The organism is Mycobacterium sp. ST-F2 (genome assembly GCF_001905655.1).
In the GTDB taxonomy this organism is placed as follows: Bacteria; Actinomycetota; Actinomycetes; order Mycobacteriales; family Mycobacteriaceae; genus Mycobacterium.
In genome coordinates, this window is the sequence record NZ_JMHT01000006.1 from 104,853 (window position 1) to 128,370 (window position 23,518).

At 62.9% G+C, this 23,518-nt stretch carries 24 protein-coding genes and 1 pseudogene; 4 read left to right on the plus strand and 21 right to left on the minus strand.

The genetic code is table 11. The annotated features are described in order from the left end of the window. Positions 1-68: 68 nt before the first annotated feature. The 8 genes and pseudogenes from EB75_RS30145 to EB75_RS03325 form a co-directional block, all read right to left on the minus strand. Positions 69-272 (minus strand): GAD-like domain-containing protein, encoded by a 204-nt coding sequence (locus EB75_RS30145; protein ID WP_073694055.1) that lies wholly within the window; start codon positions 270-272, stop codon positions 69-71. A 68-nt stretch (positions 273-340) separates the two neighbouring features. Continuing rightward, positions 341-3,193: an alpha/beta hydrolase gene (locus EB75_RS30250; RefSeq protein WP_502689333.1), complete on the minus strand. Its 2,853-nt coding sequence runs from the start codon at positions 3,191-3,193 to the stop codon at positions 341-343. A gap of 374 nt (positions 3,194-3,567) precedes the next feature. Next, positions 3,568-4,095, minus strand: coding sequence for an SUKH-4 family immunity protein (locus EB75_RS30255; RefSeq protein ID WP_502689334.1), 528 nt, complete (start codon positions 4,093-4,095; stop codon positions 3,568-3,570). Between the two features lie 100 nt (positions 4,096-4,195). Then, positions 4,196-6,913 (minus strand): annotated as a pseudogene (locus tag EB75_RS30260) (WXG100-like domain-containing protein); the annotation flags it as partial. A 41-nt stretch (positions 6,914-6,954) separates the two neighbouring features. Next, positions 6,955-7,257: a WXG100 family type VII secretion target gene (locus EB75_RS03315; protein WP_286150064.1), complete on the minus strand. Its 303-nt coding sequence runs from the start codon at positions 7,255-7,257 to the stop codon at positions 6,955-6,957. Further along, entirely contained in the window at positions 7,254-7,730 is a 477-nt protein-coding gene (locus tag EB75_RS03320) for a YbaB/EbfC family nucleoid-associated protein (RefSeq protein ID WP_073694058.1), read from the minus strand. Before EB75_RS03320 ends, EB75_RS03315 begins: the two co-directional genes overlap by 4 nt. A gap of 153 nt (positions 7,731-7,883) precedes the next feature. Continuing rightward, a complete protein-coding gene (locus EB75_RS28645) occupies positions 7,884-8,216 on the minus strand; it encodes a hypothetical protein (protein WP_142239400.1) in 333 nt (110 codons plus the stop codon). A gap of 142 nt (positions 8,217-8,358) precedes the next feature. Beyond that, on the minus strand, positions 8,359-9,153 hold the full coding sequence (locus EB75_RS03325; protein WP_142239401.1) for a hypothetical protein: 795 nt from the start codon (positions 9,151-9,153) through the stop codon (positions 8,359-8,361). 169 nt (positions 9,154-9,322) lie between these two features. Here EB75_RS03325 and EB75_RS03330 point away from each other — a divergent pair, with 169 nt between their 5' ends. Both EB75_RS03330 and EB75_RS03335 read left to right on the plus strand, forming a co-directional pair. Further along, positions 9,323-10,321, plus strand: coding sequence for a 3-oxoacyl-[acyl-carrier-protein] synthase III C-terminal domain-containing protein (locus tag EB75_RS03330; RefSeq protein ID WP_142239402.1), 999 nt, complete (start codon positions 9,323-9,325; stop codon positions 10,319-10,321). A 44-nt stretch (positions 10,322-10,365) separates the two neighbouring features. Further along, positions 10,366-11,787 (plus strand): 9-bladed beta-propeller domain-containing protein, encoded by a 1,422-nt coding sequence (locus EB75_RS03335; protein WP_142239403.1) that lies wholly within the window; start codon positions 10,366-10,368, stop codon positions 11,785-11,787. On the opposite strand, the gene EB75_RS03340 is transcribed toward EB75_RS03335, so the two are convergent. From EB75_RS03340 to EB75_RS03395, 12 genes are all read right to left on the minus strand, one after another. Then, on the minus strand, positions 11,784-12,551 hold the full coding sequence (locus tag EB75_RS03340) for a hypothetical protein (RefSeq protein WP_073694062.1): 768 nt from the start codon (positions 12,549-12,551) through the stop codon (positions 11,784-11,786). The two genes, EB75_RS03335 and EB75_RS03340, sit on opposite strands and share 4 nt — an antisense overlap. Before the next feature lie 12 nt (positions 12,552-12,563). Next, on the minus strand, positions 12,564-14,015 hold the full coding sequence (locus EB75_RS03345; RefSeq protein ID WP_073694063.1) for a hypothetical protein: 1,452 nt from the start codon (positions 14,013-14,015) through the stop codon (positions 12,564-12,566). Between the two features lie 25 nt (positions 14,016-14,040). Beyond that, the gene (locus EB75_RS03350; protein ID WP_073694064.1) at positions 14,041-14,397 is read right to left on the minus strand and encodes a hypothetical protein; all 357 of its coding nucleotides are present in this window, start codon (positions 14,395-14,397) and stop codon (positions 14,041-14,043) included. A 72-nt stretch (positions 14,398-14,469) separates the two neighbouring features. Further along, positions 14,470-14,760 carry a hypothetical protein gene (locus EB75_RS03355; RefSeq protein ID WP_073694065.1) on the minus strand — a complete coding sequence of 97 codons (291 nt, stop codon included), beginning with the start codon at positions 14,758-14,760 and terminating at the stop codon, positions 14,470-14,472. A gap of 15 nt (positions 14,761-14,775) precedes the next feature. Continuing rightward, entirely contained in the window at positions 14,776-15,045 is a 270-nt protein-coding gene (locus EB75_RS03360; RefSeq protein WP_073694066.1) for a WXG100 family type VII secretion target, read from the minus strand. Between the two features lie 75 nt (positions 15,046-15,120). Further along, positions 15,121-15,933 carry an ESX secretion-associated protein EspG gene (locus EB75_RS03365; RefSeq protein ID WP_073694067.1) on the minus strand — a complete coding sequence of 271 codons (813 nt, stop codon included), beginning with the start codon at positions 15,931-15,933 and terminating at the stop codon, positions 15,121-15,123. Next, positions 15,930-17,003 (minus strand): PPE domain-containing protein, encoded by a 1,074-nt coding sequence (locus tag EB75_RS03370; protein WP_073694068.1) that lies wholly within the window; start codon positions 17,001-17,003, stop codon positions 15,930-15,932. Before EB75_RS03370 ends, EB75_RS03365 begins: the two co-directional genes overlap by 4 nt. Before the next feature lie 55 nt (positions 17,004-17,058). Next, the gene (locus EB75_RS03375) at positions 17,059-17,355 is read right to left on the minus strand and encodes a PE domain-containing protein (RefSeq protein ID WP_073694069.1); all 297 of its coding nucleotides are present in this window, start codon (positions 17,353-17,355) and stop codon (positions 17,059-17,061) included. Positions 17,356-17,370: 15 nt separating this feature from the next. After that, positions 17,371-18,765, minus strand: a complete 1,395-nt coding sequence (locus EB75_RS03380; RefSeq protein ID WP_142239404.1) for a WXG100 family type VII secretion target — start codon at positions 18,763-18,765, stop codon at positions 17,371-17,373. 13 nt (positions 18,766-18,778) lie between these two features. Further along, positions 18,779-19,060: a hypothetical protein gene (locus tag EB75_RS03385; protein ID WP_286150065.1), complete on the minus strand. Its 282-nt coding sequence runs from the start codon at positions 19,058-19,060 to the stop codon at positions 18,779-18,781. Positions 19,061-19,173: 113 nt separating this feature from the next. Continuing rightward, positions 19,174-19,524 carry a YbaB/EbfC family nucleoid-associated protein gene (locus EB75_RS03390; RefSeq protein WP_073694072.1) on the minus strand — a complete coding sequence of 117 codons (351 nt, stop codon included), beginning with the start codon at positions 19,522-19,524 and terminating at the stop codon, positions 19,174-19,176. After that, positions 19,521-19,856, minus strand: coding sequence for a hypothetical protein (locus EB75_RS03395; protein WP_073694111.1), 336 nt, complete (start codon positions 19,854-19,856; stop codon positions 19,521-19,523). The genes EB75_RS03390 and EB75_RS03395 overlap by 4 nt, the downstream gene beginning before the upstream one ends. A gap of 163 nt (positions 19,857-20,019) precedes the next feature. Between EB75_RS03395 and eccA the strand changes: the two genes are divergently transcribed. Both eccA and EB75_RS03405 read left to right on the plus strand, forming a co-directional pair. Further along, a complete protein-coding gene (gene eccA / locus EB75_RS03400; RefSeq protein ID WP_073694073.1) occupies positions 20,020-21,834 on the plus strand; it encodes a type VII secretion AAA-ATPase EccA in 1,815 nt (604 codons plus the stop codon). A 64-nt stretch (positions 21,835-21,898) separates the two neighbouring features. After that, positions 21,899-22,945, plus strand: a complete 1,047-nt coding sequence (locus EB75_RS03405) for a MinD/ParA family ATP-binding protein (RefSeq protein WP_083611950.1) — start codon at positions 21,899-21,901, stop codon at positions 22,943-22,945. A gap of 20 nt (positions 22,946-22,965) precedes the next feature. On the opposite strand, the gene EB75_RS03410 is transcribed toward EB75_RS03405, so the two are convergent. Next, positions 22,966-23,460 (minus strand): hypothetical protein, encoded by a 495-nt coding sequence (locus EB75_RS03410; protein ID WP_083611938.1) that lies wholly within the window; start codon positions 23,458-23,460, stop codon positions 22,966-22,968. Positions 23,461-23,518 lie beyond the last annotated feature (58 nt).

Below are 23,518 nucleotides of genomic sequence, written 5' to 3' on the forward strand. Positions count from 1 at the left end.
AATCATTCTCTGAGTTTAGTCCCGCACCGCGAGTTGATCAAAACGCACATATACACCAGCCGACGGACTCACCACAGGATGAACACGAACCGTCGACAGGGCCATATCCAAAGAGGACCACTACCGAATCCCGAAAATCCGTACTGCCGCCAAAAGTCAATTAGCAGATCAGGTACCAGTCCAGCGAATTGCGCATATCTCTCATCCGGGACCGGATGCGCGGCAGTGGGCTCGCCACAGACCCCGATAAAGCGATCCGGCTCCCTACTCATCGGTATCGCTCCAGTTCAACTCTGCTCCTGGTCGGCATTGGTGAGTATTTCATGTGCCGCCGACATTTCTATGTGCGCTGACTCAACGACCACGTGACGTTCAACCGTTCGTCCCCGTGACCGTCGTCAATCATCGTTTGGGCATACGCACGAAGGGCTTCGACCCGGTGCCGCCATTGACTACCGATTGACGAGTTCACATGCCGATCGCCCATGCTGGGTCTGCCGTCGGATCCGTTGGATATCACATCGTCGCCACCGGCCACGAGATCGGGTTCATGCAGGGCCGCGAGCAGAGCCATCGTCTCGTCAACCACGTTCGCGGCATACTCCGCCGGAGTCAAATCGCCCAGAGCATCCGGATCCGCGTCCAACATTTCGAACGCATTCTCAATCTCATCTTCCAGCAGCGCTTCTCGATACTGTGTTCGCGCCTCGCTTTGAGCCGTGCCTTCTCGCTCAACATGATCCATGTTGTGAATCAGCTCATTCGCGGTCATGTCGTTGAGACCGTCGATCTGCCGCCCGATCTGCCGTTCGTACTCGGCGCTTTTGTCCTGGGTTGTCGGCGTCGTCCCTTCTTTGAAATCGACGTGATGTTCCTCGGAATGTTGCGGCCGGTCCTGCGGATCCGCGGCATCGCCGGCATGCGTCGTGTCGGGATGAGCGGCTGCCGGTTCGGCATGCGGATGTGCAGCACCTATTCGCGGATCGGGCGCGTCACGCATCGGCGGTAGCGGCGGCGGGCGGTCCGGGTCCAGGCCTAGTTGCTGATTCACACTGGGTCGGCTGGCCATCGAACGTTCGGCGATGGTGTGGTAGAGGTCGTCGCCGTCCAGTCCGCGTTCACGATACTTGGCCACGATGTCATCCCACGAGTGATTGGGATTTTCCCGGGTGAGCCTGTCGGCACCGTCGCGGTCACTCATCAATTCCCGCGCCCAGGAGCGTAATTCGTTACGTGCCTCGAACATCGTCCGCGCCCGCGCCTCGGCATCAACCCCTTGGTTCCTCAGGCTCTCGTCCAGCGCGGCCATGCGCTGCTCGCCGTTGAGATACACCGAACGGACCTCAATATCAGACAACGAGCCCGGGTGGTAGGCCGGCAGATCGAGCAGGTTCGAGATGTGATCGGCGGAATAGTCTGCGTCGCGGTGGTGCGCAGGCAGCTCAGTGGGATCGGTGTGATCGCCGGCGATGCGCTGATCGTCACCGTCCCGCGGGTGCGCCTGATTCTCGGTCAAAGGGTGCGTCGGGGTGCCATCGGGATGGAACGTTGCGATCTGGGTATGGGACGCGCGGTCGATTCCGGCGGGAGGCCATGGACGTGGGGTGCGTTCGTTACCCTCGTAAACGTGGGGGTTTTCCGGATCATCCGGGTTGGGTTCGACGGCGTAGGTATGGGATCCGGGATGTCCAGCCGGTAATCCTTCGGCGTGGTAAGTGTCAACGACGACAACGCTTTCCCCATTTTGAGTCGCGGCGAGGATGTCGTCCAAAGTCGCATCACGCAGGCCGCTGCCCAGCGCCTGCTCGTAGTCAGAGCGCGGCACACCCCGGTTTCCGTGATCTGTTTCGACATCGGTGACTGTCGTATCGGGGTGCCGGTTTCGGAATCCCTCGATCGCCTCCGGCACACAGTTATTCGCCGGATATCCGGGAACGGGCTCCACCGCCCGCGTACGGGCCGGGTCGCCAAAAATATGCTCAGGGCCACGGTGGTCAGCCTCGAAACTCAGGCTGTCGGCATTGCCGGTCAGGATGTGGCTGAAGTTGTCCAGCGATTCGGTGACCGGCGCATGAGGACCATCACGCAACAGAACAGGGTCACCATCGCTACCGATCTGTTCTGTGGCGAAGTACCGCGTGTGCGGGTTGATTCCACCCAGATGCTCCGGCGAACGATATTGCGCCGTCAGGCGATTGGCCCCGAAGTCTCGCAGCGCCGGATCGATGCCCTGCCCAATACCTGACATTCGGGTGAAGGCACGGTGCGCGAGGTCAGACACTCCCATCGCGACATTCGTGAGTGGACCGAAGTGGTTGAGCGCAGCAACGAAGGTCTGCGCGCTGAAATTCTGCAGAAACGCTGCACCACGATTGGGAACCCCGCCGTAGTGCGAACCAGTCCAGGTGACGACGTCCCTACTGGCCGAAGCCACATAGACATTGTCCGCGCCGATCCCGAAATCACTTGCATGCGTGAGTGGACCCGCACCAGGAGAGCCGAGCAACGTCACGGTACTGACGTAATCGGCAAGCCTGCCGTCGACGCCGGCATGTGCGGTCGTGGTCGACCCGTAGGAGTGCCCGAACAGATGCACGTCCGGGCTCTCGGTGCGGGACCCAACGATGCCAGCAACGTCGTGAGCCAGGCGGTGACCACCCGCCTCGGCGAAGGCTTGAGTGGCAGTCTCCCGTCCGAGCTTCACCACGTTTCCTGACGGAGCGTCATAGCCGATCCACGACACTACCGCTGTTTCCACGTCCCTTTGCTCATATTGAGCCCGAAGATAGTGATTCTCCGCGTTGTTGACGTTGAGCTCGGCGCTCCGAATGGTGGTCGTGATTCCTGGGATGTGGACGGCAACAGCGGCAGCAGTGTCGAGATTGCCCACCACCACGGCGATGCGGCCATCGCCGTTGAATGCCATCGGATCGTAGGTGTATAGCTGCCGTGGTTTGCCGTTCTCGGGATAGCCGTACACGGCATCCCACGCAGCGTCCGCATTTCTCGTCCTCGAACGCGTTTCGGCATCGCCCGAAAACAACGACGCGAGTCGCTTCAACCGCGAAGGTTTCAGCTGGTCGCTGCCGATGGGCGCGGGCCGGACGTTCTCGGCGGGGTCCGCGAGATGGTCTTGCATCTGCTGCGCTAACCGGCGTATATCCGTCTCGCCGTCGGGATGGCCCGCTGCCATGTCCTCAACCAGATTGTGCCGGTTGAGTTTGTCACGCACCTCTGCCGGAAGGCCGTCAAGATCACCGAGTTTCGTACGGTGCCCGGTCTGGATCTCGTGTGCGATGACGGCGTCACGCTGCGCCTGACTCAGGTTGTTCCAGTGATCGCGAACCTGTTGTGCTGCTTCGTGAACGTCATGCGTCTGGCCGTTGTCGGCATCGGTCCTGAGATTGGCCAGGACGTCGATGATCTGGCCGACCTCATGCGAATAATGTTGCGCCGCCGCGTCATTCTGTTGCGCGCGGTGCTCATTGTGGTCACTGGCGTCACGTGGCGGGTCATCAGGCGAATCATGAGGCGCGCCAATACGATCGGAGCCGTCTGACGATCCCGCTAGACTGTGGTCTCGGCCGTTTCCGGCCAGACTCCTTGATTCTGACGACTCAGCGATTCCGCGCGCGCCATCGCCCGTCTCGTCAGTCGTCCGGGCGGTTGAACGTGAAACGTCTGCTTGTTGATGGTCATCGGAAAGCGTTGGTTCGGTTCGGGAGGATCGGTCAGCGACTCCACTGTCATCTGATACTCGACCGTCGCGTCGTCCTCCAGAGTCTTGTCCATCGTGATTCTCCACCGATGCGGGTAGATCGGTTCGCCCGCCTTGTTGCGCCCCGTCCGCTTGCCCTCTGAATGCATCTCGGCCACCATCGGCACCGGCAGGCTCGGATACACGTACACGTTCCCCGTCTGCGAGTCGATCACCAACCGCGCCATCCCGACCGTTGCTCCCGAACTCACCTGCTGCGGGGTCGGCACCTTCGTACATACCCATCCGTGCTCGAACGGGTACACGCGAAACGTCTCCGTCGGTGACATTTCTGCCAGGTAGGCCAGAGCTTGTTCCCTGGTTTCCAGTTCCGGCATTGTGCACTCCTTGTGGCGGGTCGATGGGCGTGAAATGCAGATAGGTGGAGGCTCCAACCATCCACGCCGGAGGATGGTCAGATGTCAAGCCTTGCTGCGGATCCCACCAAACGGGAGTGTTGGCTCCCTCGGGATAGACGATGACCGTGGCATGTGAGCCATCGTTGACGGGGGTGCCGTCTTGGTTGTACAGGAATGCCCCGGTCGCCTCGTCAGTTCCGTGCCAACCGTTCACTACGAGTGCCGCGGATCCGGGTCCGAGACCTGCCACGTACTCGTGCAGCGCCGCGAACTGGCGTGCCATTGCATCGTTGATGGACTGGTTGGGAGTCGGATCACTGGGGAACTGCGCTGACCTCACCTCACTCGGGAATTCCAGAAGTCCACCGCCGAGCCAATTCTCGGCTCTCTGCAATCCACCTTGTTCGCCGGTGACATCGTCGATAACCCCAGGTGCCACCTCGTCGGGGAATCGCGGTGCCGACACGGTCGGGTCGCCGATAAACGACGACAGCGCCGACAGCGAGCAGTCCAGGCAGTTGTTCCGTCGACCGTCGACTTCTGTGCCACCGTCGTTGATGAGGTCCCCGTATGCGTTCGTACGCGGGTCAGCGTGTACCGCGTACGAACCGTCGGGATTGCGCAGTGCATTTTCCACCGCAGTCTGATGCGCCGGGTCTTCGACATTGGTCAGCTCACCAGGGCCGAAAATGCGTGCGTCCGATGGGTTTCCAACAGGACCATGCGTGGCCGGCCCATCGGGTGTCGAACCGGCATCTGACGGACCGCCGTGCTGATTGTCCGGGCCGTTACCGGGCGTAGCTCCAGGCCGATCTGTCCGCGAAACACCTTGCGCCTCAGACGTCGTCACCCGAGGTTGCGCTGGTCCAGCCTGACCGGTCGCGCCACGTGAGGGGGTGGAATCACCACCTGCTGTGGGCAGGACCGGAGCCACCGCGACGGGCGGGATAGTGCTATCGGCCGTAGGATCATGCTGCTGGCCGGTTTCGGATGTCGTGGCCGCCGCGTCCGATACGCGGGCGGCCGGCGCTCCGGCTGGCTTGGTTTGCGAGGCCGCAGTTGAGGTGCCCGACAACGACGGGCGTGCACTGCTCGTAGGCGTGGTGGTGGTTGGCGTCGTTGGGCCCGGCGTGGTCGACGACGACGTTGACGTCGATGTAGACGCAGCCGGGGTGCCGGTCGGTGCGGAACTCGTCGCGGCCGGCGTCGACATCGACGAACTCGCTCCTGCCGCACTTGGCGTCGATGACACCGCTTGCGGAGTCGAATGTTCCTGTGTTGTTGAGTGTTCCGTAGCGGCCGGCGCATGTGTGGCCGTATCGGAATGTGGTGCCGCTGGATCGTGCGTATTGCCCGATTGCCTGGTATCGCCGGAGTGCTGGCCGTTGTCATGCGGCTGCTGCGCGGTATCGGTCTGGGTGTGATTGCTCTGGCTCGAATGATCCTGCGGCCCAACGGGATCGGATTTGCCGTCACTGCGGGACCCACCACCATCGGGCCCATCGGCAGCATGAGCGGAGTCCGACGGCCCCGACGGACCACCATCGCCACCGCTATGGGTCGGCCCGGAATCCTGCGCTCCGCTGTCACCGGGGCCGGCCGGTGCCGACGACGCGGCGGTATGCGAGGACGGGTCCGACGAACTGGTGGCATGCGGCGACCCGGCCGTACCATCCTGCGCTCCGGAAACACCCGCGTGACTGTCCGGCCCGGATTCAGAATTGGAAGTCGTTGTATTACTTGATGTTTGACTACTGCCGTTGTGTGACTGCTGACCGTTACTCGTCGAGCCGCCGGCGTCATAGCTCGAACTGCCATTGCGGCTCGGCGCCGCCCCGTTGCTGTCGGGTCCACCAGCGTCCGGCCGCGCTCCGGTGTCGGTGGTCCCGCCGTGGCCCTTACCGCCGTGTACACCTCCGGTCGCTGCGCTGCTGGCCGCACCACCGAAGATCGACAGCGCATCCAACTGGCCACCCGTGGCCAGGGTGCCCGCGACGTTGCCGGCCACCCCCGCGGTATACCCACTGATCGCGCCCTTGGTGATACCCGATGCCATGGAATTGGCATCCCCAAGCAGGCGCGAGGTCCCGGTGTGCACCGGCGCCGCGGCCGCACCACCAACCGCCGACGAAATCCCGACATTGCGGGCCTGGTCCCAGTCGATCCCATCACGATTGCCCTGGGCCACCTGGTAGCCCTGAATGGCCAGCTCCTGACCCAGACCGACCACCGTCTCCTGCAGGGCTTCCTTGCCCATCTCCCGCAACAACCGGCGCACCGCCGTCTTCGTCAACGCCTGACTCAGCTTGCTGACCAGCTGGCGCAGCAGCATCGCCACCAACTGACGCACCGTCATGATGGTCGCGGCCTCGGTAACCGGAATCAGAGCCGTTGACGCACCGAAGGTTTCCGGAGCAGCGGCCAGTGCCCAGGCGATCTCCGCGGCAGCGATCGCCAACGAGGTCAAAATCTGCAGCTTGGTGTACTCGATCTCGGTGCCGGCACCGCCGGCCAGTTCACCCAACGCCGACATCGCCTCGGCGAGTTTGTCGACCGAATAATCCCCGTCGAACAACATGGCGAACTGTTGCTCGGCGGCGTCGGCGGTCTCGCCCATCAGCACCGACATGGTTTCCGAGCGCACCCGATTCAAATCGGGGACAAGATCACTCAGATCGCCGGCGGCATCACGCCAACAATCGGCGATGCGCCGCATCGCGTCCTCATCACCTTGCGGCCACTCCGACCCGGTGAGATAAGAAACCCACTGCAGATAACCGGGGATGTTGATCGTCACGCAAGATCCCCGAGCCCGTTATCGATCACATCGACGGGGAGCTACGCCTGGTCCTGAGATTCCAGAGTATCGGCCGCGGTGCGCAGACCTTCTGAATAGTCATCGAGCAGGCCGGTTTTGGCGTCAATCGAGCCATCGACCCACTCGAGCTGAGCGAGATACCCACTGCCGCCGTCAGCGAACTGGCTACCGATCTTGTCATCACCCCACGCCGCCCCCTCACCGGAGAGCTTGCCGTGCAGCGACGAGAGAACGCCTTTCATCCGCGAACTGACGTCCGCCAGATGATCCGAAGTCGACCGCAACCCTTCCGGTGTCACGCCCAGTGGTTGGCTCATCGTCATCCCCTCACAGTCGGGTTGTAGGACGTGTGGTCATCCCAGCCGTCGTCCGGGGAAGGCGAGGGCGCCTTCACATCGGGGTCCGGAAGCTTCATCGTGACATCGTTCATCAGCTCCCGGAAGTCGGGAGCGCCGTCCACGATGTCGGACAGCGAGGGGAACTTCTTACGCCGCTCGTTCAGCGGCACCAGCAGCTCGGCCGAACGCCGCCCCACTTCCTGGGCCGCCGCCTGCGCAGCCTGGGTGACGTAACCGCCGAGGTCAGCGAAGTCGAATTCGTCCAGGTAGGCCTCGTCGATCACTGTCCGGGTGATCAGCCCCTGGGCATTCACCGTGACCTCGACAGTCCCGTCAGCCACCGCGGCGTGCGCGGTGAGTGCGGCGCGCTTCTTCTGCATGACCGCCAGGTCAGCCATCTGCTCCTGGGCGAGCGCCAGCACCTCAGCCAGCTCATGCCGAGCCGCGTCGTTGCTCACCAGGTACCCCTCCCCGGATACGCACCGCAACCCCCTGTGGCACGGCGCACCGTCGATTCTGGCAGAACGCCGGATGAGCCGCCACCGTCAATAACCGAATCCCGCGCTTGCAGTACCCGCTTGATCCGAGGTTGCCATTGATCCGTTGAGGCTTCACCACGGCTCGGGAACCGCTATGTCGCACACACGCAGTGCGCCATTCGCAGGAGACAGCGAGAACACTCGGCCACCGTATCCGGCGCCCGGAGAGCGAAAGAACACCGGCAACTTCCACGTATCACCATCACGCTCAAACGAACCCGTCGTGACTGCGTCGATATGGGTGAGCGATGGGTCCGGTTCTTCACTGCTGAACGGAATCGACATCTTCCGCGCCGGACGCTCGCACGAAAGTGCCTGCAGATTGGGCACATTCCGGGCGTTTAACGCGCCGATCCAGGCTCGTACGGTGCTTTCCGCCGCGTCACGTGCTTGCTGATCGCTCATCGATGAACTCATCGACATTGGCCGTACGGTTGGGTGCGGGCGCAGCATCCACCACAAGGATCCAGACAGCAGCGCAACCGACACCGCCGCAACAACCACCCAAATCGTAAGTGGAACACGTGAACTCAGTCGATTAGCCACACTAGCCCCCGCACAGTTTCAGCTGACCGTTCTCACGTGTGAAAACGAAAGTCCAGATGAAGTAGCCCTCTTTGCGGCTCTCGATCTGCTGCGCCGCCGCAGCCGAAAGCGCGTGCCCGGTGTAGTACACCTTGATCTGCGCGGTCCCGCCGTTGTCTACGAAATCGGTGAAACCTTCGATGCGAACCTTCGCGTCGCGGAATGAACCCGACTCGGCATTCGCCAGTTCCAGGGCAACTATCCCGTTCGGCGCCGAGCACACGAGCTGCCGCAGAAAGGCCGGATCGGCACTCTTTTCGTTGTCGTACCATCCGCGGACCAGTTGTTCAGCCTCAGCCTGAGCATCCGACACCGGCGGCGCAACCTCGACAGGAATCTGCGGCGGGGAACGGAACACGGCCACCAATGAGATAACTGCGGCGGCCGTGAGGCAGACCGCCGAAAACGCGATCAGCAGCGCACGCGCACGCTGCGGCGGCTTGCGGGAGTCAAGGTCAAGCACAGCGGGCACACCGGGATCGATATCGATTCTGAGTCGTGCCCACGGCTCAGAAGGCGGGCGAAAACCACGGACCAGTGCGGTGGCGCGGTCAGGGATCTGCAGCCAATGTGAACCCTGCGCCGTAACGGCAAACGCCTCGCCGCGGCCCGAGGGGTCGATTTCGGCCCGAATGTGAATCCAGGCCGGTGGAGCCAACGGAATGAGCTCAGCAGACAGGGCATCGGCGAACACTCGAGCATCGGGTGAATCGGCCCCCACGTGCGTCGCACCAGGTGTCGAGCGGTCGTCAGGCATCGAATCAATGTCTACCCCAAGTCCGAATGAACCGCCAGCACCCCGCTTTACGCGCAATTGCCCATGACACCGGTCCTTGCTCCTGCAGCGCGGCATGTTGATTAGGCTTGAAGCGTGAGCAGAACAAGCGACTGGGATGCTCCCTTCCACGCAGGCAGGACGGTAGCCCTTGACTGATTCATACCTATCAGCGGTCTCAGTCCAATTGCCGCCTGCCGTAACGGTATTCGAAGATGTCGCTTCGGCACCTGAATGGCGCGCGGTCAGCCAATACCCCGGCGGGACGCCTGTCGAGATGGCGGTCGAGGTCGGTATTCCCGCAGTCAATCGCAGCGGTATCGACAGTGCACAGTTCGATTGGCTGATACACACCGGCAGCGGCTATCAGGGAGCACGTTCTTGGCCGGTCCATCACGCCGTACAAGCAGCTGTCCTGGGCTCGAATGGCAACGCGATCGAGGTCCGGCAGTTCTGCGCGGGCGGCCTGACGTCGTGGACACTCGCTGATTCGATGCGCCGTCCCGACCGTGCCGTCGTATGCACGGCCGCCGACAACTGGTCCTGGACAGACCGATTCGCACTCTCACGCCACGATGCCGGCGAACCCTTCGCTGATGTGGCGAGCGCCGCGGTAATCGGCCCGAGCGGGTTCGCCCAGATTCTCAGCACCGGGAATGCCAGCTGCCCTGACCATGCAGATGCCTGGCGCTCCGATGATCAGTTCTGGGAGCACATGACCCAGAAGGGTTTTCGCGACGCATACGTGAACGCAATAGGATCGCGCGCACCATCGACCATGCGCGCATCGACGAGAATGATTGCCACGGCGCTGCGTTTGGCCCTGGCCGACGCTGGCCTTGATCCGGCAGATGTCACCTGTTTCGTGCCACCCAGCTCGCGCACCGGCGAACCGTACCGGCTGCTCGCATCACGCATGGGCCTGCCGTGGATGGACGAGCTCTACCAATTCCATCTGGATCACGGATATCTCAGTGTGTCAGCACAAGCTGCGGGCCTCGGCCACCTGGCTCGGTTGGGGCTCCTCGACGACGGCGCGACCGTCCTGCTCGTCGCAACCGAATACAACCTGAGCGCTACCGCTGTTGTCGTACGTATCGTCCGCCGCCCGGAGCTCTCCATCGAAGACCGCGTGGTCACGGTGCACTGAGCACATGTCCAGGCGACCTCAAGAGGCTTGGCTAGGCTGAACCTGTGGGCGTAAACACCGATTGGCAAGCTCCCTCTGAACCCAACCCGCACCGGAAACGCCGATGGGGCCTCTGGATCGCACTGGCATCGGTTGTGGTCCTGGTGATCGCGGGCGCGGTCGTGGTCATTCCGCGATGGCTCCACACAAACACCGGTCAATCCACCGCCGAACGGGAAATCGCCATCCCCGGCGCCGTCCTGCTTCCCTCGCTACGTCAAAAGCCGGTACCCGGCTGGCGAGTCAAACTGGACGAGCTGATCCCGAACACAAATCAGCGGTTGCAAGCCCAGATGTTCGGATACCTCGGCGACAACGCCTACTTCACGGTCAGCGGCCCCGGCAACCACCCACGCGCGTGGATCGTCGGACTCGACGTCAAGCACGGCACACCGCTCTTCCCGCCAGTCGAAATTCTCGATTACATGGGCGCCGACTGCTACGTCAACGGACCACACCCACTCCTGTGCCTCAACAATCGCGGCAGTGACGATCAGATCGAAGCATGGGTTATCGACAGCCATAGTGGCGCCGTAGTCTCTCGCGGGCCCACCGACCTGCGCGTGACCACACAAGATCCGTCGCTCTTTACCGTCGATTCCGTCGGTGACTACGCCGTCGCCCTCCACTACGGTGTGGGCTGGTACGGGCTCGGCGATCATGGTGAGCGCACCTGGTTCGTTCCCGGTACCGGAGAGGGTGTTGTCCACACCGTCGGGAAGCAGGACTTTCCCGGCGATCCGGTATCTAACCTGGTCGCTGACCAGGACGGGCCTGGCCTGGTGTTCTCCGCCGAGAACGGCAAAATCTTCGACCACGTCCCCGGCTGGGTCGAACCGGTCATGGGCGGCTTCGTTGTCATGGACGGCCAATCACCCTCGGCGTTCCACTTCTACGACAACAACGGCAACAAGAAAGGCGAATACCGCCCCAAAGATGGCGAATCTGCTGAAATCGCCGGCAACGGACAACGCGCCATCGTCACCCTCAGCAAGATCGGATCCAACGGGGCCAAGCAACTCATCTTCACCGCCAGCGGCCAACTCATCGCCGAAACCAAAACACACTCCCTGAACATCCGATTTATCGGCAACGATATGTACGCCGCCCCCGACGACGCCGCTTTCAAACCCAACGCCATCTGGAGCAAATACAACCTCACCACCGGAAACAGCGTCTCGGCATGCGCGGGCCTGCCCGTCGACGCGGTCAATTACGTCGGATCTGACGGCACCGTCGTAGTCGGATGGATTTCCGGTGCCACCCCGAGCGATCCAGTGTTTGTCGCGGTCGATACAAACACCTGCACCCGACAGTGGGAGCTACCCGACCCACAGACTCACACGCGCCTATGGGCTGTCGGATCAACGTTGATACAGTCCCGTTTCGATACCAAGGAGATCGTCTCGCTGGTGCCGCCGAGCTAGTCGCCTTCCCTGCGCGCTCGAACCTGGACAACATCCGCAGCAATCAGGCGATCAATGCTCTCTGCCAATCGCTTTCTTGTGACGGGAGAGGCTGTTTCGTAGGGCTCGCGGACGATGTAGTCGCCCTGCTTCGTGGCGATCCACCCGATGAACGGCTTGGTTCTGTCTCGGCCCCACCGGGATGCCGGTCGATAGTGTGTCTGCACTTCTCCTCCCGCCAGCAATTCATCTGAAGGAACCACGATAGGTGGGTCGGCCACTGTGACGCGATCAAGGATGTTGGCGCTGCCGAGCGTCCGCGTCGATGCGCGGTCATGCACTCTGACGCTCGGCACGGTGACTACCGGGGACGTGCCGGGCCTACCGGTGAGCTGTGCAAGTTTGGCGACCTCCGCTCCCAATTCGTACGGAGATACCTGCCGCACGGAAATGGTGTCGTCGTCACCCTGTGTCGCAATGAATCCGATATCTTGGCGTCGAGTAGCGGATACAGCAAGTGAACTACCGGTTTTTGCCGTGACATTTAAGCACTCGACGCGAATATCGTGTTCCCGTAGCTGGACATCAAGCCATTTCTCAAGGTGACGAAACCGTCCATCGTCAAACTCCCCGAGCAGTTGCCTTCGGTACCGCTGCAAGTCCTGTTCATACACATACGGAAGTGGCTCGAGGTGGCGAAACGGGTAGGAAAGAAACTTCCTCCCGTAGTGGTGAGTGAGCGTCTCCAAATCCAGGACGCTAATGGTTCCGATCTGTCGATTCATCGACGCAGCAACCTACTGTCTGGACGCCTGCGCATCGCTTTCTTGTTGTCCCTCATCGCCCACCACCGACACAACCGCCTCTGCCTCTCCGGCGATGGTGGCCCCGTTTCTGCGAGTCCGCAGGGCCTTGCTGACCTTGTGTTCTTTACCATCGCCTCCCGCGCCTTTCGAGCCCGCGGCCGGTGCGCCCGCACCGGGTGACGAGGAGCCGATGCCGGCCTTTGCGGCTGTTGTCGGGTTCGCACCGGTTGAGCTTGCGCTGACCGATTGCGCCGCGGGCCGACTCGCCGGGAGTTCGCTACCAAGCCGCGCGCCACCACCGCTACCGCCGCCCCCCGCTCGGCCTCCTCCCAGCGAACTACCCCCGGACGCCTTCGCGCCCTTGCCCAAATTGAGAACGCCTTCCGGCAGCCCCGGTTTCTTGTTCGCCAGACCTTGGAGCGCACTAGCCGCTTGCGTCGCGGCATTGGTCGCGCCACTCATCGCCTGATTCGCAGCATCCGATGCGCCGCTCAATCCACTCTTCGCCGCATCCGCTGCCCCCGACAATGCATCGGTGGCACCCTGCGACGCCTGCTGCTGCCCTTGATCACCAGTACTTGCCAGACCCCCCTTGCCCAGGGATGATGCCGTGGGCATCGTAGGAAGCGTGGACGTTCCCCCCGCTGACATCGATGGCGTACCGCCCCCCGACGACGACAGACTCGGTGCGCCCGAACCAGGCGAATCGAGGTTCACGCCGGGAATCTGCGGCGGCGTGTTCGGCTTCGATGTTGTATCGACGACGAACTGCGGGTAACCGCCTTGAACATCCTTGACCCCCGGTATGTAGCTGCCGTTCATGATGGACCGCATCCAGGAGTTGTAATCTTCCTCGACCTGCTTGACATTTGGCGTCGTGGTTACTTGATAGACACCGCCGCGCCCTGCTGATCGCGTTTCGGTCTTCGCGCTCTTGTCATCGAGGTACCGGTCGTACAGAGTCGGGAAGGTTCCATCAATGTCTTGCACAAGATGTTTATTGACATACTGGAACGTATCCCGGAACTTGTGCACAAGTTCTGCTGCCCGCAGCGCGGCAGTACCGGTATAGAACGGCTCAGCCGTAGATTGCATTGCGTTGTCGAACGCGGCCTGTATGGTCTTGCCCTCCCAGGCGCCGTCCTTTTTCAGCGCTAACAATTTGCGCTCGAACGACCGTGAAGCCTTCCTGAGCCCGTTGCCGATATCTCGCCACGCTTGATCAACCGACGTTGGCACCACATACTCGGGCACCGGCTTGAATTCGTTGAACATGGAGACGAAATCCCGGCCGAACGCCTCATTGAACTTCCCAAAGTCATTCTTGGGGATGACGAGCGCATCCTGACCATCAGATGCAGCGAGGCCCTGTTTGAGTGCCTTGTCTCCCTGCACGTCACTGTCATCGAACGCCTTGGTCGAATCTGGATCGTCTCCACACACGATTGGTGAACCTTACTGATCTCGCCTAGCTCTGGTCGACATTCTGCAGTCGCTTGTAGGCAGTCTCGATCGCTTCTTTCAGATCTTCCAGATACGTCTTGTACTTATTGACAGCATCCTCCACGCTGTCCGGCGCGGTCTGCTGCAACAGCTTCTTGGTTTCTGTCGCCGAGAGAAGATCGACTCCGTCGATCTCACCCGCATAGTTCGACCGAATTGTCTGGAAATGAGGTTTCAACGTGTTCAAATCAGCTAGGCACTCATCAATTGCCGTGACCCACGCCTTCTTGGCGTCCGGGCTTAACTTCACAAAATCGCCGGTACCGTTCTTGGCGGCTTCGGTGATCGCCTGAACAGTCGCGATATTTACATCTGTTGACATTGTTCACCCTCCCAATCAACCCGCAAAGCCCAGACCCACCAACCTGGCGGGTCCGGGCTCCACGGTTACCGGTCAGAACGCGGCAGCGTTGGCCCGGTCCATCGCCTGCATGGCGTCCTGCTGATCCTGCGCCTGCTTCTGCGTGTTCACCGTGGTGTTCAGCGCTTCTTCCAACATGTTGTTGACTTCCTGGTGCGCCTGGGTCAGCGCAGCCGCGCCGTCACCTTCGTACACCTCGGCCAGCGTGGTGAAGATGGTGTGAATGTCCTCACGGACCTCCTGGATGGCGTTCGTCATCCCGGTGATGTCCTCGAGGTGTCCGGCGTTGGCGCCGAAGTTGTAGAGAATTCCGTCTGCAGCCATGATGTCCTGCCTTCCTTAGCTCTGGTCCAGGTTGGCAACCGAACGCATGTGCTCGGAGCCCTTTTCGACGATGTTGTTCAGTGTGGAAATGATCTGGTCGAACTCTTCGCGCTGGCTCTGCGACACCCGGCCGTAGTTGCCGGCCGAGTCACCGTGCCATGAGGCCGACAACATCTGCTGCTGCGCGTCCTCGATCTGGTTCAGCTTCTGCACGGCCTGGTCACGCGCGGCGTTGATCTGCTCGATCTTCGCCTCGGCTTCGGCCGGGGTGAGTGAAACTGTCATGTGTCACTACTCGCTTTCTATTCGTAATCTCTTGTCGTCCATGGTTTTCTGCCTTTGGGCCAAACAGCATTCCCCTTAAAGGTCCCCCCATCCCTCGTCGGAAAGCTCCACCAGCTGGCCGATCGCCTGCCCTACGGCGTGATCGGATCCAGCTTTCAGGGTCGACCAGAGCTGCCCTGCCGGAGATGAGCTGGGGGCGCCCACGATGCGGCCACGTTTGGTGTAGAACACACCGACCGCCGCGGGGCTGCGAGAAATCCTGTCGTCGTCGCTATCGAGTGCGTAGTAGACGATCTCGGCGAACGCCTGCCGGGATGCCAGCGCCGAGCCGAGCAGCATGGCCGCTCGCGGTTCGGCGCCCAGTGCCCGCACCCGATCGGCCAATACCGCCGGGTCGTGTGTGCCGGAGAGGTTTTCGACCATCGCCGCCAGCGGCGCTCCGACCGGGGTGATGTCGGCCGCCGCCGCGCGCGGTAGCTCGGCGAGCAATGCCGCTGCCGCATCACGCAATTCAACGCCACGGCCGATGACCCGGAGCGTGATGTCGTGCGCGACCCGGCGGGCCAGCACACACAGCGAACCGCGACGGGCGACGCAGATCCGCGCGGTACCTTCCGGCGTGACGAGGCGCATCGCCAGTTCCCGGTCGGGGCGCTGCAACACCTGCAGCAGCGGTACCAGATCGGCGTCGACGACGCCGTCGGCGATCACCCCGCGTGCCGCCAATGTCTGTGTCGCACGGTCGAATGCAGTGTGCAGACGATCCAATGTGGTGTGCCGGGCCCGCACCGCGAGGACGGCCGGGAAGCTCAGCACCCCGACCCGCGCACCGGCTACCTGCAGCTCATCATCGGTAAGCATGATCTGCGGCTGCAGCGACGCCGTCATATCGATAGCCCCTTGTCCACACCGATCACCGACGGGGCCACCCACTGATCCGACACTTGCTGCAACGTGCGCTCGGGTTCCTCGGCGTAACCAGGTGTTTCAGGGCCATCGGGCACTACAAGCTCGTCGAACACCGATGTGTTGGGTCCCCAGCTCACACTGGCGGTGAACGGTGCATCATTCTGCGCCGCGGCCGGCAACCACGAGCCGCCGTTATCGGAGAGCCCGGCGCCGGGTTCGCCACCGCCGGCCAAAGCCGCTGCAGGCATGGATGATTCATGCTCGCGGTTGCTGTCACCACGGCCGTGGGCACCGGCCATCGGCCCGTACCCGCCGCCACCCATCCCGGCGCCGCCGCCACCCGCGGCGGCAACCTTCTGCAGGTTCTTGGCCTCGCCGCTGGAGGCAGCGGTGGTGACCCGGAACGGCGACAACGGCGGCGGAGCGACACCGGCACCCCCACCTGCGCCGCCGCCACCGGAACCTTCGCCGGCCTTGGCATCCTGCTCTGCCTTCAGCGCATCGCCCTTGGCGACGTCGGGCGGCAGGGGCTGCTCCCACGGTTCGGCCAGCGCGGCGCAGGCTTCCTCGTACTGCTGCATCACGGCCGCGGCATTCGCCTGATCGGCCGTGGCCGCCTCGTCGAACTCGGCGAACGTGCCGTTCAGCACCGCCCCGTTGTAGGCGGCCAGCGACGCCATCATGTCCTGCGAGGCCTTGGCCTCGACTGCTTCGGACACGCTCGGCATCGCCAGGATCGCAACGGTATTCGCGACGGCGGCTTCCTCGGCACGCTGACCGTTGGCCGCGGCACTCAGGCTGACGGCCTGCAGCCACTTGCTGAACTCTTCGAGCTTCCGCGTCGCGGCGTCCGAGCCGTGGCTTGCGAACGAAGCCTTGATCCGTTCGATGATCTTGTCGAAATCAGTTGAAACACTGGCCAATTCGTTGGCCACCCGAATCCAGGCGGCACCCGCCTGGCCCACTGAAGTCGGTCCGGGTCCGTCGGTTAGATCACGAGCGAGTTGCTCGGTGCTGCGCGACTCCCAGTTGACGTTGGTGAAACCCATGTTCTAACCCCCTCCCCTCGCTATCAATGCCGCGAACGGCGCTGTAGTGCCGGCGTCAGACGGCGAAGTCCTGGTCGGCGGCGACGACGTTGTCGGTGTGATCCCGCAGGGTCGCGGAAACTTCGCGAATCTCGGTGAAGCCCTGCTCGGCCGACTTGCCGAACGCGTCGTGCACCTGGTTGAGCGTGGCGGCCACGCGCTGAGACACTTCGTCCCGACCGGACGCCGTCACAGTCAGATTGGGGGCCTCGGTCTGCATGACCTTCTCCACCCGGTTGGCAAGCTCGTCGAGCTGTTTGGTGGCATCGGCAACCTCAGCCGGGGCCATCGCGAAATCATTGGTGCTGGCCATGTCGAATCTCCTCGTCTAAATCCGCAACTCGATATCAGGACTGTCATTGGGGTCGATCTCGCCGATCACCGGCGGCGCCACGTTCCCGAGATCGCCCACGATCTCGCCGCCTTGGTCGGACGTGTGCAGGAAGGTCGCGGCATTGTGGCCATTGCTATCTGCCCCGGCCTTACCGGCGCCGTGGCCGGCACCCATCGCCCCGCCACCGCCCATCATGCCGCCGCCGCCGACGCCGGCACCGCCGGCTTTGGCCGCACCCTGCACCGCAGCCGTGCTCTCCGAGGTCGGCAACGACATCGGCGCCATCGTTCGCGTCGGCGCGACAGCTGCGTGACCACCGCCGCCACCACCACCGCCACCAGCGACGTGGGCTCCACTGGCGCCGCCCATCTTGCTCAGCGGAGCGCCCGCCGCACCTGCGCCCGTCTCGGCAGGTCCACCGGCACCACCGGCCGCCTCACCAAGGCTCGATGCCAGGCCGGTCGCGGTTTCGATCCCGGTCTGGACAGCGCCGGTAACCGCCTGCATGCCGGAGGACAACCCTTGGGTCGCCGCCTGCATCATCGGTGAGATCATGCCCGTCGCCATCTGCATCATCGGGCCGATCATCTGCGCACCCATCTCCGGTGCGGCGGTCACCGCTACCGGCGCACCAGTGGCCGCGACAGCGCCACCCTGCGCGGCGAGGGTGCTCTGCAACTCGGTGATGACCTCGGTGGTCATCGTGGTCGCCTGGGTGGCCGCCTCAACGGCCTGCGCCTGACCCCACGGAAAGATGATGTTCGGCCCGATGGCCGCGATCTTGGCGTGGTACTCGTTGATGATCTCGATGAGGCGCTGCTGCGCCTGCTGGACATTGGCCGCCGAAGTGGACAAATTGGCGCCGATTCCGGCCGACTGTGCACCGACCTCGGCACCGTTAGCCACGGCTTCGCCGGTCTTGGCCGCGGCAGCAGGACCGCCCTCGCCGGACCACATATCGCCCAGCGAACTCATTGCGTCCTTCAATGAACTGGCTGTGGACTCGAACGCTTTCGAAATGCCCTCGAACATTTTGGTCGGATCGAGATTCTCGAACAGTCCGGTCCCCAAGGTTCCGAGTGCATCGACCACCGGTTGGATCATGGAACTCGGATCCATCGGATTACCCGCAGGTGGGGTGCCCTCCGGAGGCGGCGCCCCCGGGGGCAGCGCGCCGTTCGGCAGCGGTCCCAGCCCGAGCTTGGCAAGGATGTCTTGCACCGGCTGGTTCAGATAGTCGGCGAGGATCGCCTCCTGCGCGTTGATGGCGGGAGTCGGGTCAAAGCCCGGCAGAGATTGGGCCAACTGTCCCGTCGGATTGGCGGGAACATGCGCGGGTCCGCTGACCGGTAACGGGTTGACCGGAGCCGGAGAAGGGATAAGGGGCATGGTTGCCTAGGTGTTAGACGCTATCGACGGCGACATAGCCGACTTTGGACATCTCGGTGGCAACACCGATGGCTGCGTGGACAGCCCCGGTGAGCAAGGTCCCGGCCAGGTTGCTGGCCTGAGCCCCCGCGTACGGCCCCAGATACGGCGCTGCTCCGATTGGCCCGATGGCGGTTGCCGCCGCACTCAGCATGGCGGCCGAGTCGGCCGATCCGGCGGCCGAGATCACCCCCGACGCCGCCGTGTTTGCGGCATTGAATGCTTCCATCCCTGCGGGAATCACCGATAACGTCACTGTAAATTACCTCCCCCTGAACCCGGCGGCGCGTACGCCGCTTCGTTGCTTTTCAACTATAACCTGGGAATCGACTGGTGGCAGGCGCCAATTTTCCAGTGCAGCAAATTCCGTCAGGATGGTGTGACAGTTGTGCCATCCCACCTGGTCAACGGCGTTTCTTGCAGCTTCGACATCCGTTGATTGAATTCTTTCACCAGATAGCTCTGCCGCTCCAGAGCCATCTTCGCCGCCGCATTTGCGGTCTCGACAATAAGATTGGACAGCCCTTCGGGACCGTGCCGGTAGGCCCCGTCGGCCAGCCACAGCCCCGTCATCGTGCCGATACCGTCGACCTCGACACTCACCGATTGGTCTCTGCTCGCCACCCGCACCGTGATGGTCCGCAAATGTTCGTCCATGGCCTGCATCAGGTCGCGTTGCTTGATGATGCGGGCAATGAGCGATTCAGCCAGGCTGGTCATACCGACCTCAGCCAACTGTCGGGGAGGCTGCCACCCTCGTCGTCATCGGTCGCAGTCAAAGCAGCCTTGGCCGCAGCAAATTCTTCTTCGGTCGCAAGATGTTTCATGCCACGCAATATCTGCGGACTGACCCCTCGCGCGGCCATCTCATGCCGAATCTCGACCTGAGCGCGCTTCGCCGAAAGCTGACAGAGCGCGAGAATCTCCTTCGCGAGATCCTGCGGTTGCCGGGTGAGCTCGCGTTGCGCGAGCTTGAGCCGGATGGGCAGGCCGCGGTCGGTCGTGAGGACCTCAATGCCGCCGCCTGCGGATCGGACCGGTCGGTCAGCCAATGCAGTGCTCCTCCCCCAACCGCGGGCGCTGTATGACCTCGAACTTAGTACACTGGCGGGAGGCTGGGCAGCAGCAATGGGGTGCCCTGGGGGCTGCGAACCGATCTCGTCCATTCCGGCGACTCGGTTCGGCATCATCGAAACCGAGGATAGGAATCCACGCATGAGCGTTGGCACCAGGGACGCACAGCGGGTATTCGATGCCGGTGTTCTCTCCCTCGGTATCCCCATCGACGGGCTGGAGACCGAGCGCGACGTCCAGTACGCGACGCTGGCGTTCAAGCGGGCCACAGAGTACGACCCCGATATGTGCGACGCCTGGCTAGGCCGCGCCGCCACCGGCGAATCGACGCCGGAGGTGATCCACCACCTGCACCGGTCCAGCAAGAACCTGGGCCGCGAACAACGCCGGCTCGGCCTGGCTCCACGTGCCCTCGCCGGCCGCTTTCAGACCGGCCTGTATCTCGACTACACGCTGAGCTCGATAACCGAGGTATGGCTGGCATACGCCGCCAGCATGATCCAGGGCAAGGATTTCGCCGAAGCTGACAAGACGCTGAACGAGCTCCAGGCCCTGCGCACCCAGATTCCCGACGACTCCGGTTCGGACGAAATCTACGCTTATCTCCGCGGCGTCCTGCACTTCACGACGCAGCGCTGGCCCGACGTGCTGACCGCACTTGCTGCCTCGAATCAGTTCGCCGACGAGTACATCGCCGCCGGCGCACACCTCATGGTCGGCTCGGCCTGCGCACAGATGGGCTTGTTCGGTGAGGGCATTCGCCGACTCGATCAAGCCATTGAAGGTCCGATCCCGGCGGCTCGTCGTGCAGCCGAATTCTGCAAGGGACTCACCCTGCGCGAGATGGGCAACGAACCGGATGCCCGCGTCATCTTCGAGCGCATTTATAGCGAGGAACCAGGTTTCGAGGCGAACTACGCCGCGCTCAACGACCCGAAGTACCGCCTGATCGTGACGACGAAAGAAATCATCGACTCCCGGACCGACAAATGGGACCCCAGTTCCGCACGGACGGCAGCCGATTTCGACGCCGACAACCTCACCGAACGCAGCAACGAATACCTGCGCACCGCACAGCAGGAACTTGATCGCCAGGTCGGCCTCGGCGAGGTGAAACTGCAGGTGGCCAAATTGCGTTCCGCGGCCAAGCTGGCCAAAGTGCGCGAGGACAAAGGCCTGACCACTGCGGCCCGCAGCCTGCACCTGGCCTTCACCGGACCACCCGGTACCGGCAAGACGACCATCGCCCGAGTCGTCGCCCAAACATATTGCGGTCTGGGTCTTTTGAAGACCCCCGCGGTGATCGAAGCCAAGCGGCAGGATTTCGTCGGACAGCATCTGGGCAGCACCGCGATCAAGACGTCGGCACTCATCGACAGCGCCATGGACGGGGTGCTGTTCATCGACGAGGCGTACACGCTGATCCAAACCGGGCTGTCCGGCGGTGACGCGTTCGGCCGCGAAGCGGTAGACACCCTGTTGGCGCGGATGGAGAACGATCGTGACCGATTGGTGGTCATCATCGCCGGATACGACGCGGAGATCGACCGCTTCCTGGCGTCGAACGAGGGTCTGTCATCGCGGTTCACCAAGCGAATCCGGTTCGCGTCCTACGAACCTACCGAACTCGGTGACATCGGGCGGCTGACTGCCAAGGCGCGCGATTCGGATCTCAGTTCTGAGGCTCTCGACGAGCTGGTCGCCGCGTGCACCCGGTTGTGCGCGCAGCAGTCCACCGACGACGACGGCAACGTCCGCCGCAACATCGACCTCGCCGGTAACGGCCGCTTCATCCGGAACGTCATCGAATCCGCCGAAGAGGAGCGCGAATACCGTCTCAGCCAGGACCACGCCGACTTGGAAAATCTGGACGAAGCAGCGCTGATGCGCATCGAAGCCGTCGATATGAAGGCGGCACTGAGCAACATCCTGCAAACCTTGAATCTGAATTCGTGACGCTTTGAACCCGCGAAATGACGACGGCTTCGCCGGTGACGACGCCATCACCGGCCCCATCCGCATGACAGCTGCACCGGACCACGACACGCACTATCCCCGTCAGCACCCCGATCTGACGCCCATCTCGACGCACTTCACCACGGCGGAACCGGACGGCCCGACAATCCAGTACGCGACGCGTGCAAGTGCCGAGGACCTTGGCCTGCTGCCCCGCAAACAGGCACCGCAGAACGGTTTTCGCAAGGTCATGAACCGAATGACCGGCGGAACAGTGAATGTCGCTGCACCCCAATCAGTTTCACGTCACCGTGCGCCGGGCGAAGGGCAGGGCAAGCCCGCCCGAGGGGCGTACAGCATAGCTGTGCTTTCCCTCAAGGGCGGCGTCGGCAAGACGACGACCACGGTGTGCATGGGTTCGATGTTCGCGTCCAGCCGCGGCGATCGCGTGGTCGCCGTCGACGCGAACCCCGACTTCGGCACTCTGGCCCAACGCGGCCCCAACACCACCCGATCAACCGTGCGCGACCTCCTCTCCGAACAGCAAATCTTCCGGTACGCAGATGTGCGTCGCCACACCTCGCAGAGCGCCAGCCGTCTGGAAATCCTCGCCTCCGAGCGCGATCCCGCTGTCTCGGAAGCATTTTCCGAATCCGACTACCGCGCAGTGCACAACATCCTGGACCGGTTCTACAACATCATCCTCACCGACTGCGGTACAGGGCTCACTCATTCGGCCATGAAGGGAGTGCTCGATACGGCAGATGCGCTGGTGCTGGTCGCGTCGCCCGCCGTCGACTCCGCCCGAAGCGCGTTGGCAACCTTGGACTGGCTGCAGCACCACGGCTACGCCCACCTGGTGCCTCACACCACATTGGTTATCAGCTCGGCTCGCCCCGGTACCGTCCCTCTGGACATCGAGAAAATGATCCGCCACTTCAAAGCGCGGATTGGTTCCGTTTTCGTCATCCCGTTCGACGACCATCTTGCCGAAGGCGCCGACATCTCGATGGATCTGTTGAACCGCAAGACCAAACAGGCATTCACTGACCTGACTGCGGCCCTCTCCAAGCGGTTCACCCGTGTCGGGCGGGCCCCCCGGCTGGACTGATTCACCCGCCGACCGCCAACTCAGGCGTGAGCGAACCACCAGTTGAACAAGTCGGACAGGCTCACCTGAGCGTTACCGCGCACTTCGTGAAGGAGCAGTTGCGCTTCGTCGGTCCAAGCCAGCACCGGCTGGTTCTGCTGGATGCCGCAGTAGATCGCTCCGCCGACCACCTGTGGGGTGGCGCTTCGCCGCCACGGCACGGGCGACCGCAGGTGGCCCGGGCACTCGGCGGAGATCGAGCGCTGTTGCAACGCTGTGAATGCCGCGGTCAGCGCAGCCGAATCCGAGGCCAAGCCGTACGTGGCCGACACCGGCCCACCGGCGTCGGTATTGCGGTCACATGTCACCGTGGCAGACAGGTTTGCCAACGGATCGACCGACCTGCAGCCGTCGGCGGCATACCCGCCGGGCAACATGCTCGATAGCTGTGCCTGCGGGGTGGGCGTCGCCGGACCAGCTGTCGTGTCAGCACCTTCGTCGGTGCCATTCAGCACCCAGATAATCGCTGTGACCACTGAAACCACAAGTACCACAGCACCGGTCGCGGCGAATTTCGCGCTAAACGGACGTCGT

Excerpts from the sequence above, each read along its gene's own strand:
- EB75_RS30145 (WP_073694055.1), bottom strand. The coding sequence starts at position 272 with ATGAGTAGGGAGCCGGATCGCTTTATCGGGGTCTGTGGCGAGCCCACT.
- EB75_RS30250 (WP_502689333.1), bottom strand. The coding sequence starts at position 3,193 with ATGGCAGCGGGCCATCCCGACGGCGAGACGGATATACGCCGGTTAGCG.
- EB75_RS30255 (WP_502689334.1), bottom strand. The coding sequence starts at position 4,095 with ATGCCGGAACTGGAAACCAGGGAACAAGCTCTGGCCTACCTGGCAGAA.
- EB75_RS03315 (WP_286150064.1), bottom strand. The coding sequence starts at position 7,257 with ATGACGATGAGCCAACCACTGGGCGTGACACCGGAAGGGTTGCGGTCG.
- EB75_RS28645 (WP_142239400.1), bottom strand. The coding sequence starts at position 8,216 with ATGAGCGATCAGCAAGCACGTGACGCGGCGGAAAGCACCGTACGAGCC.
- EB75_RS03325 (WP_142239401.1), bottom strand. The coding sequence starts at position 9,153 with ATGCCTGACGACCGCTCGACACCTGGTGCGACGCACGTGGGGGCCGAT.
- EB75_RS03340 (WP_073694062.1), bottom strand. The coding sequence starts at position 12,551 with ATGAATCGACAGATCGGAACCATTAGCGTCCTGGATTTGGAGACGCTC.
- EB75_RS03350 (WP_073694064.1), bottom strand. The coding sequence starts at position 14,397 with ATGTCAACAGATGTAAATATCGCGACTGTTCAGGCGATCACCGAAGCC.
- EB75_RS03355 (WP_073694065.1), bottom strand. The coding sequence starts at position 14,760 with ATGGCTGCAGACGGAATTCTCTACAACTTCGGCGCCAACGCCGGACAC.
- EB75_RS03360 (WP_073694066.1), bottom strand. The coding sequence starts at position 15,045 with ATGACAGTTTCACTCACCCCGGCCGAAGCCGAGGCGAAGATCGAGCAG.
- EB75_RS03365 (WP_073694067.1), bottom strand. The coding sequence starts at position 15,933 with ATGACGGCGTCGCTGCAGCCGCAGATCATGCTTACCGATGATGAGCTG.
- EB75_RS03370 (WP_073694068.1), bottom strand. The coding sequence starts at position 17,003 with ATGGGTTTCACCAACGTCAACTGGGAGTCGCGCAGCACCGAGCAACTC.
- EB75_RS03375 (WP_073694069.1), bottom strand. The coding sequence starts at position 17,355 with ATGGCCAGCACCAATGATTTCGCGATGGCCCCGGCTGAGGTTGCCGAT.
- EB75_RS03380 (WP_142239404.1), bottom strand. The coding sequence starts at position 18,765 with ATGCCCCTTATCCCTTCTCCGGCTCCGGTCAACCCGTTACCGGTCAGC.
- EB75_RS03390 (WP_073694072.1), bottom strand. The coding sequence starts at position 19,524 with ATGACCAGCCTGGCTGAATCGCTCATTGCCCGCATCATCAAGCAACGC.
- eccA (WP_073694073.1), top strand. The coding sequence starts at position 20,020 with ATGAGCGTTGGCACCAGGGACGCACAGCGGGTATTCGATGCCGGTGTT.
- EB75_RS03405 (WP_083611950.1), top strand. The coding sequence starts at position 21,899 with ATGACAGCTGCACCGGACCACGACACGCACTATCCCCGTCAGCACCCC.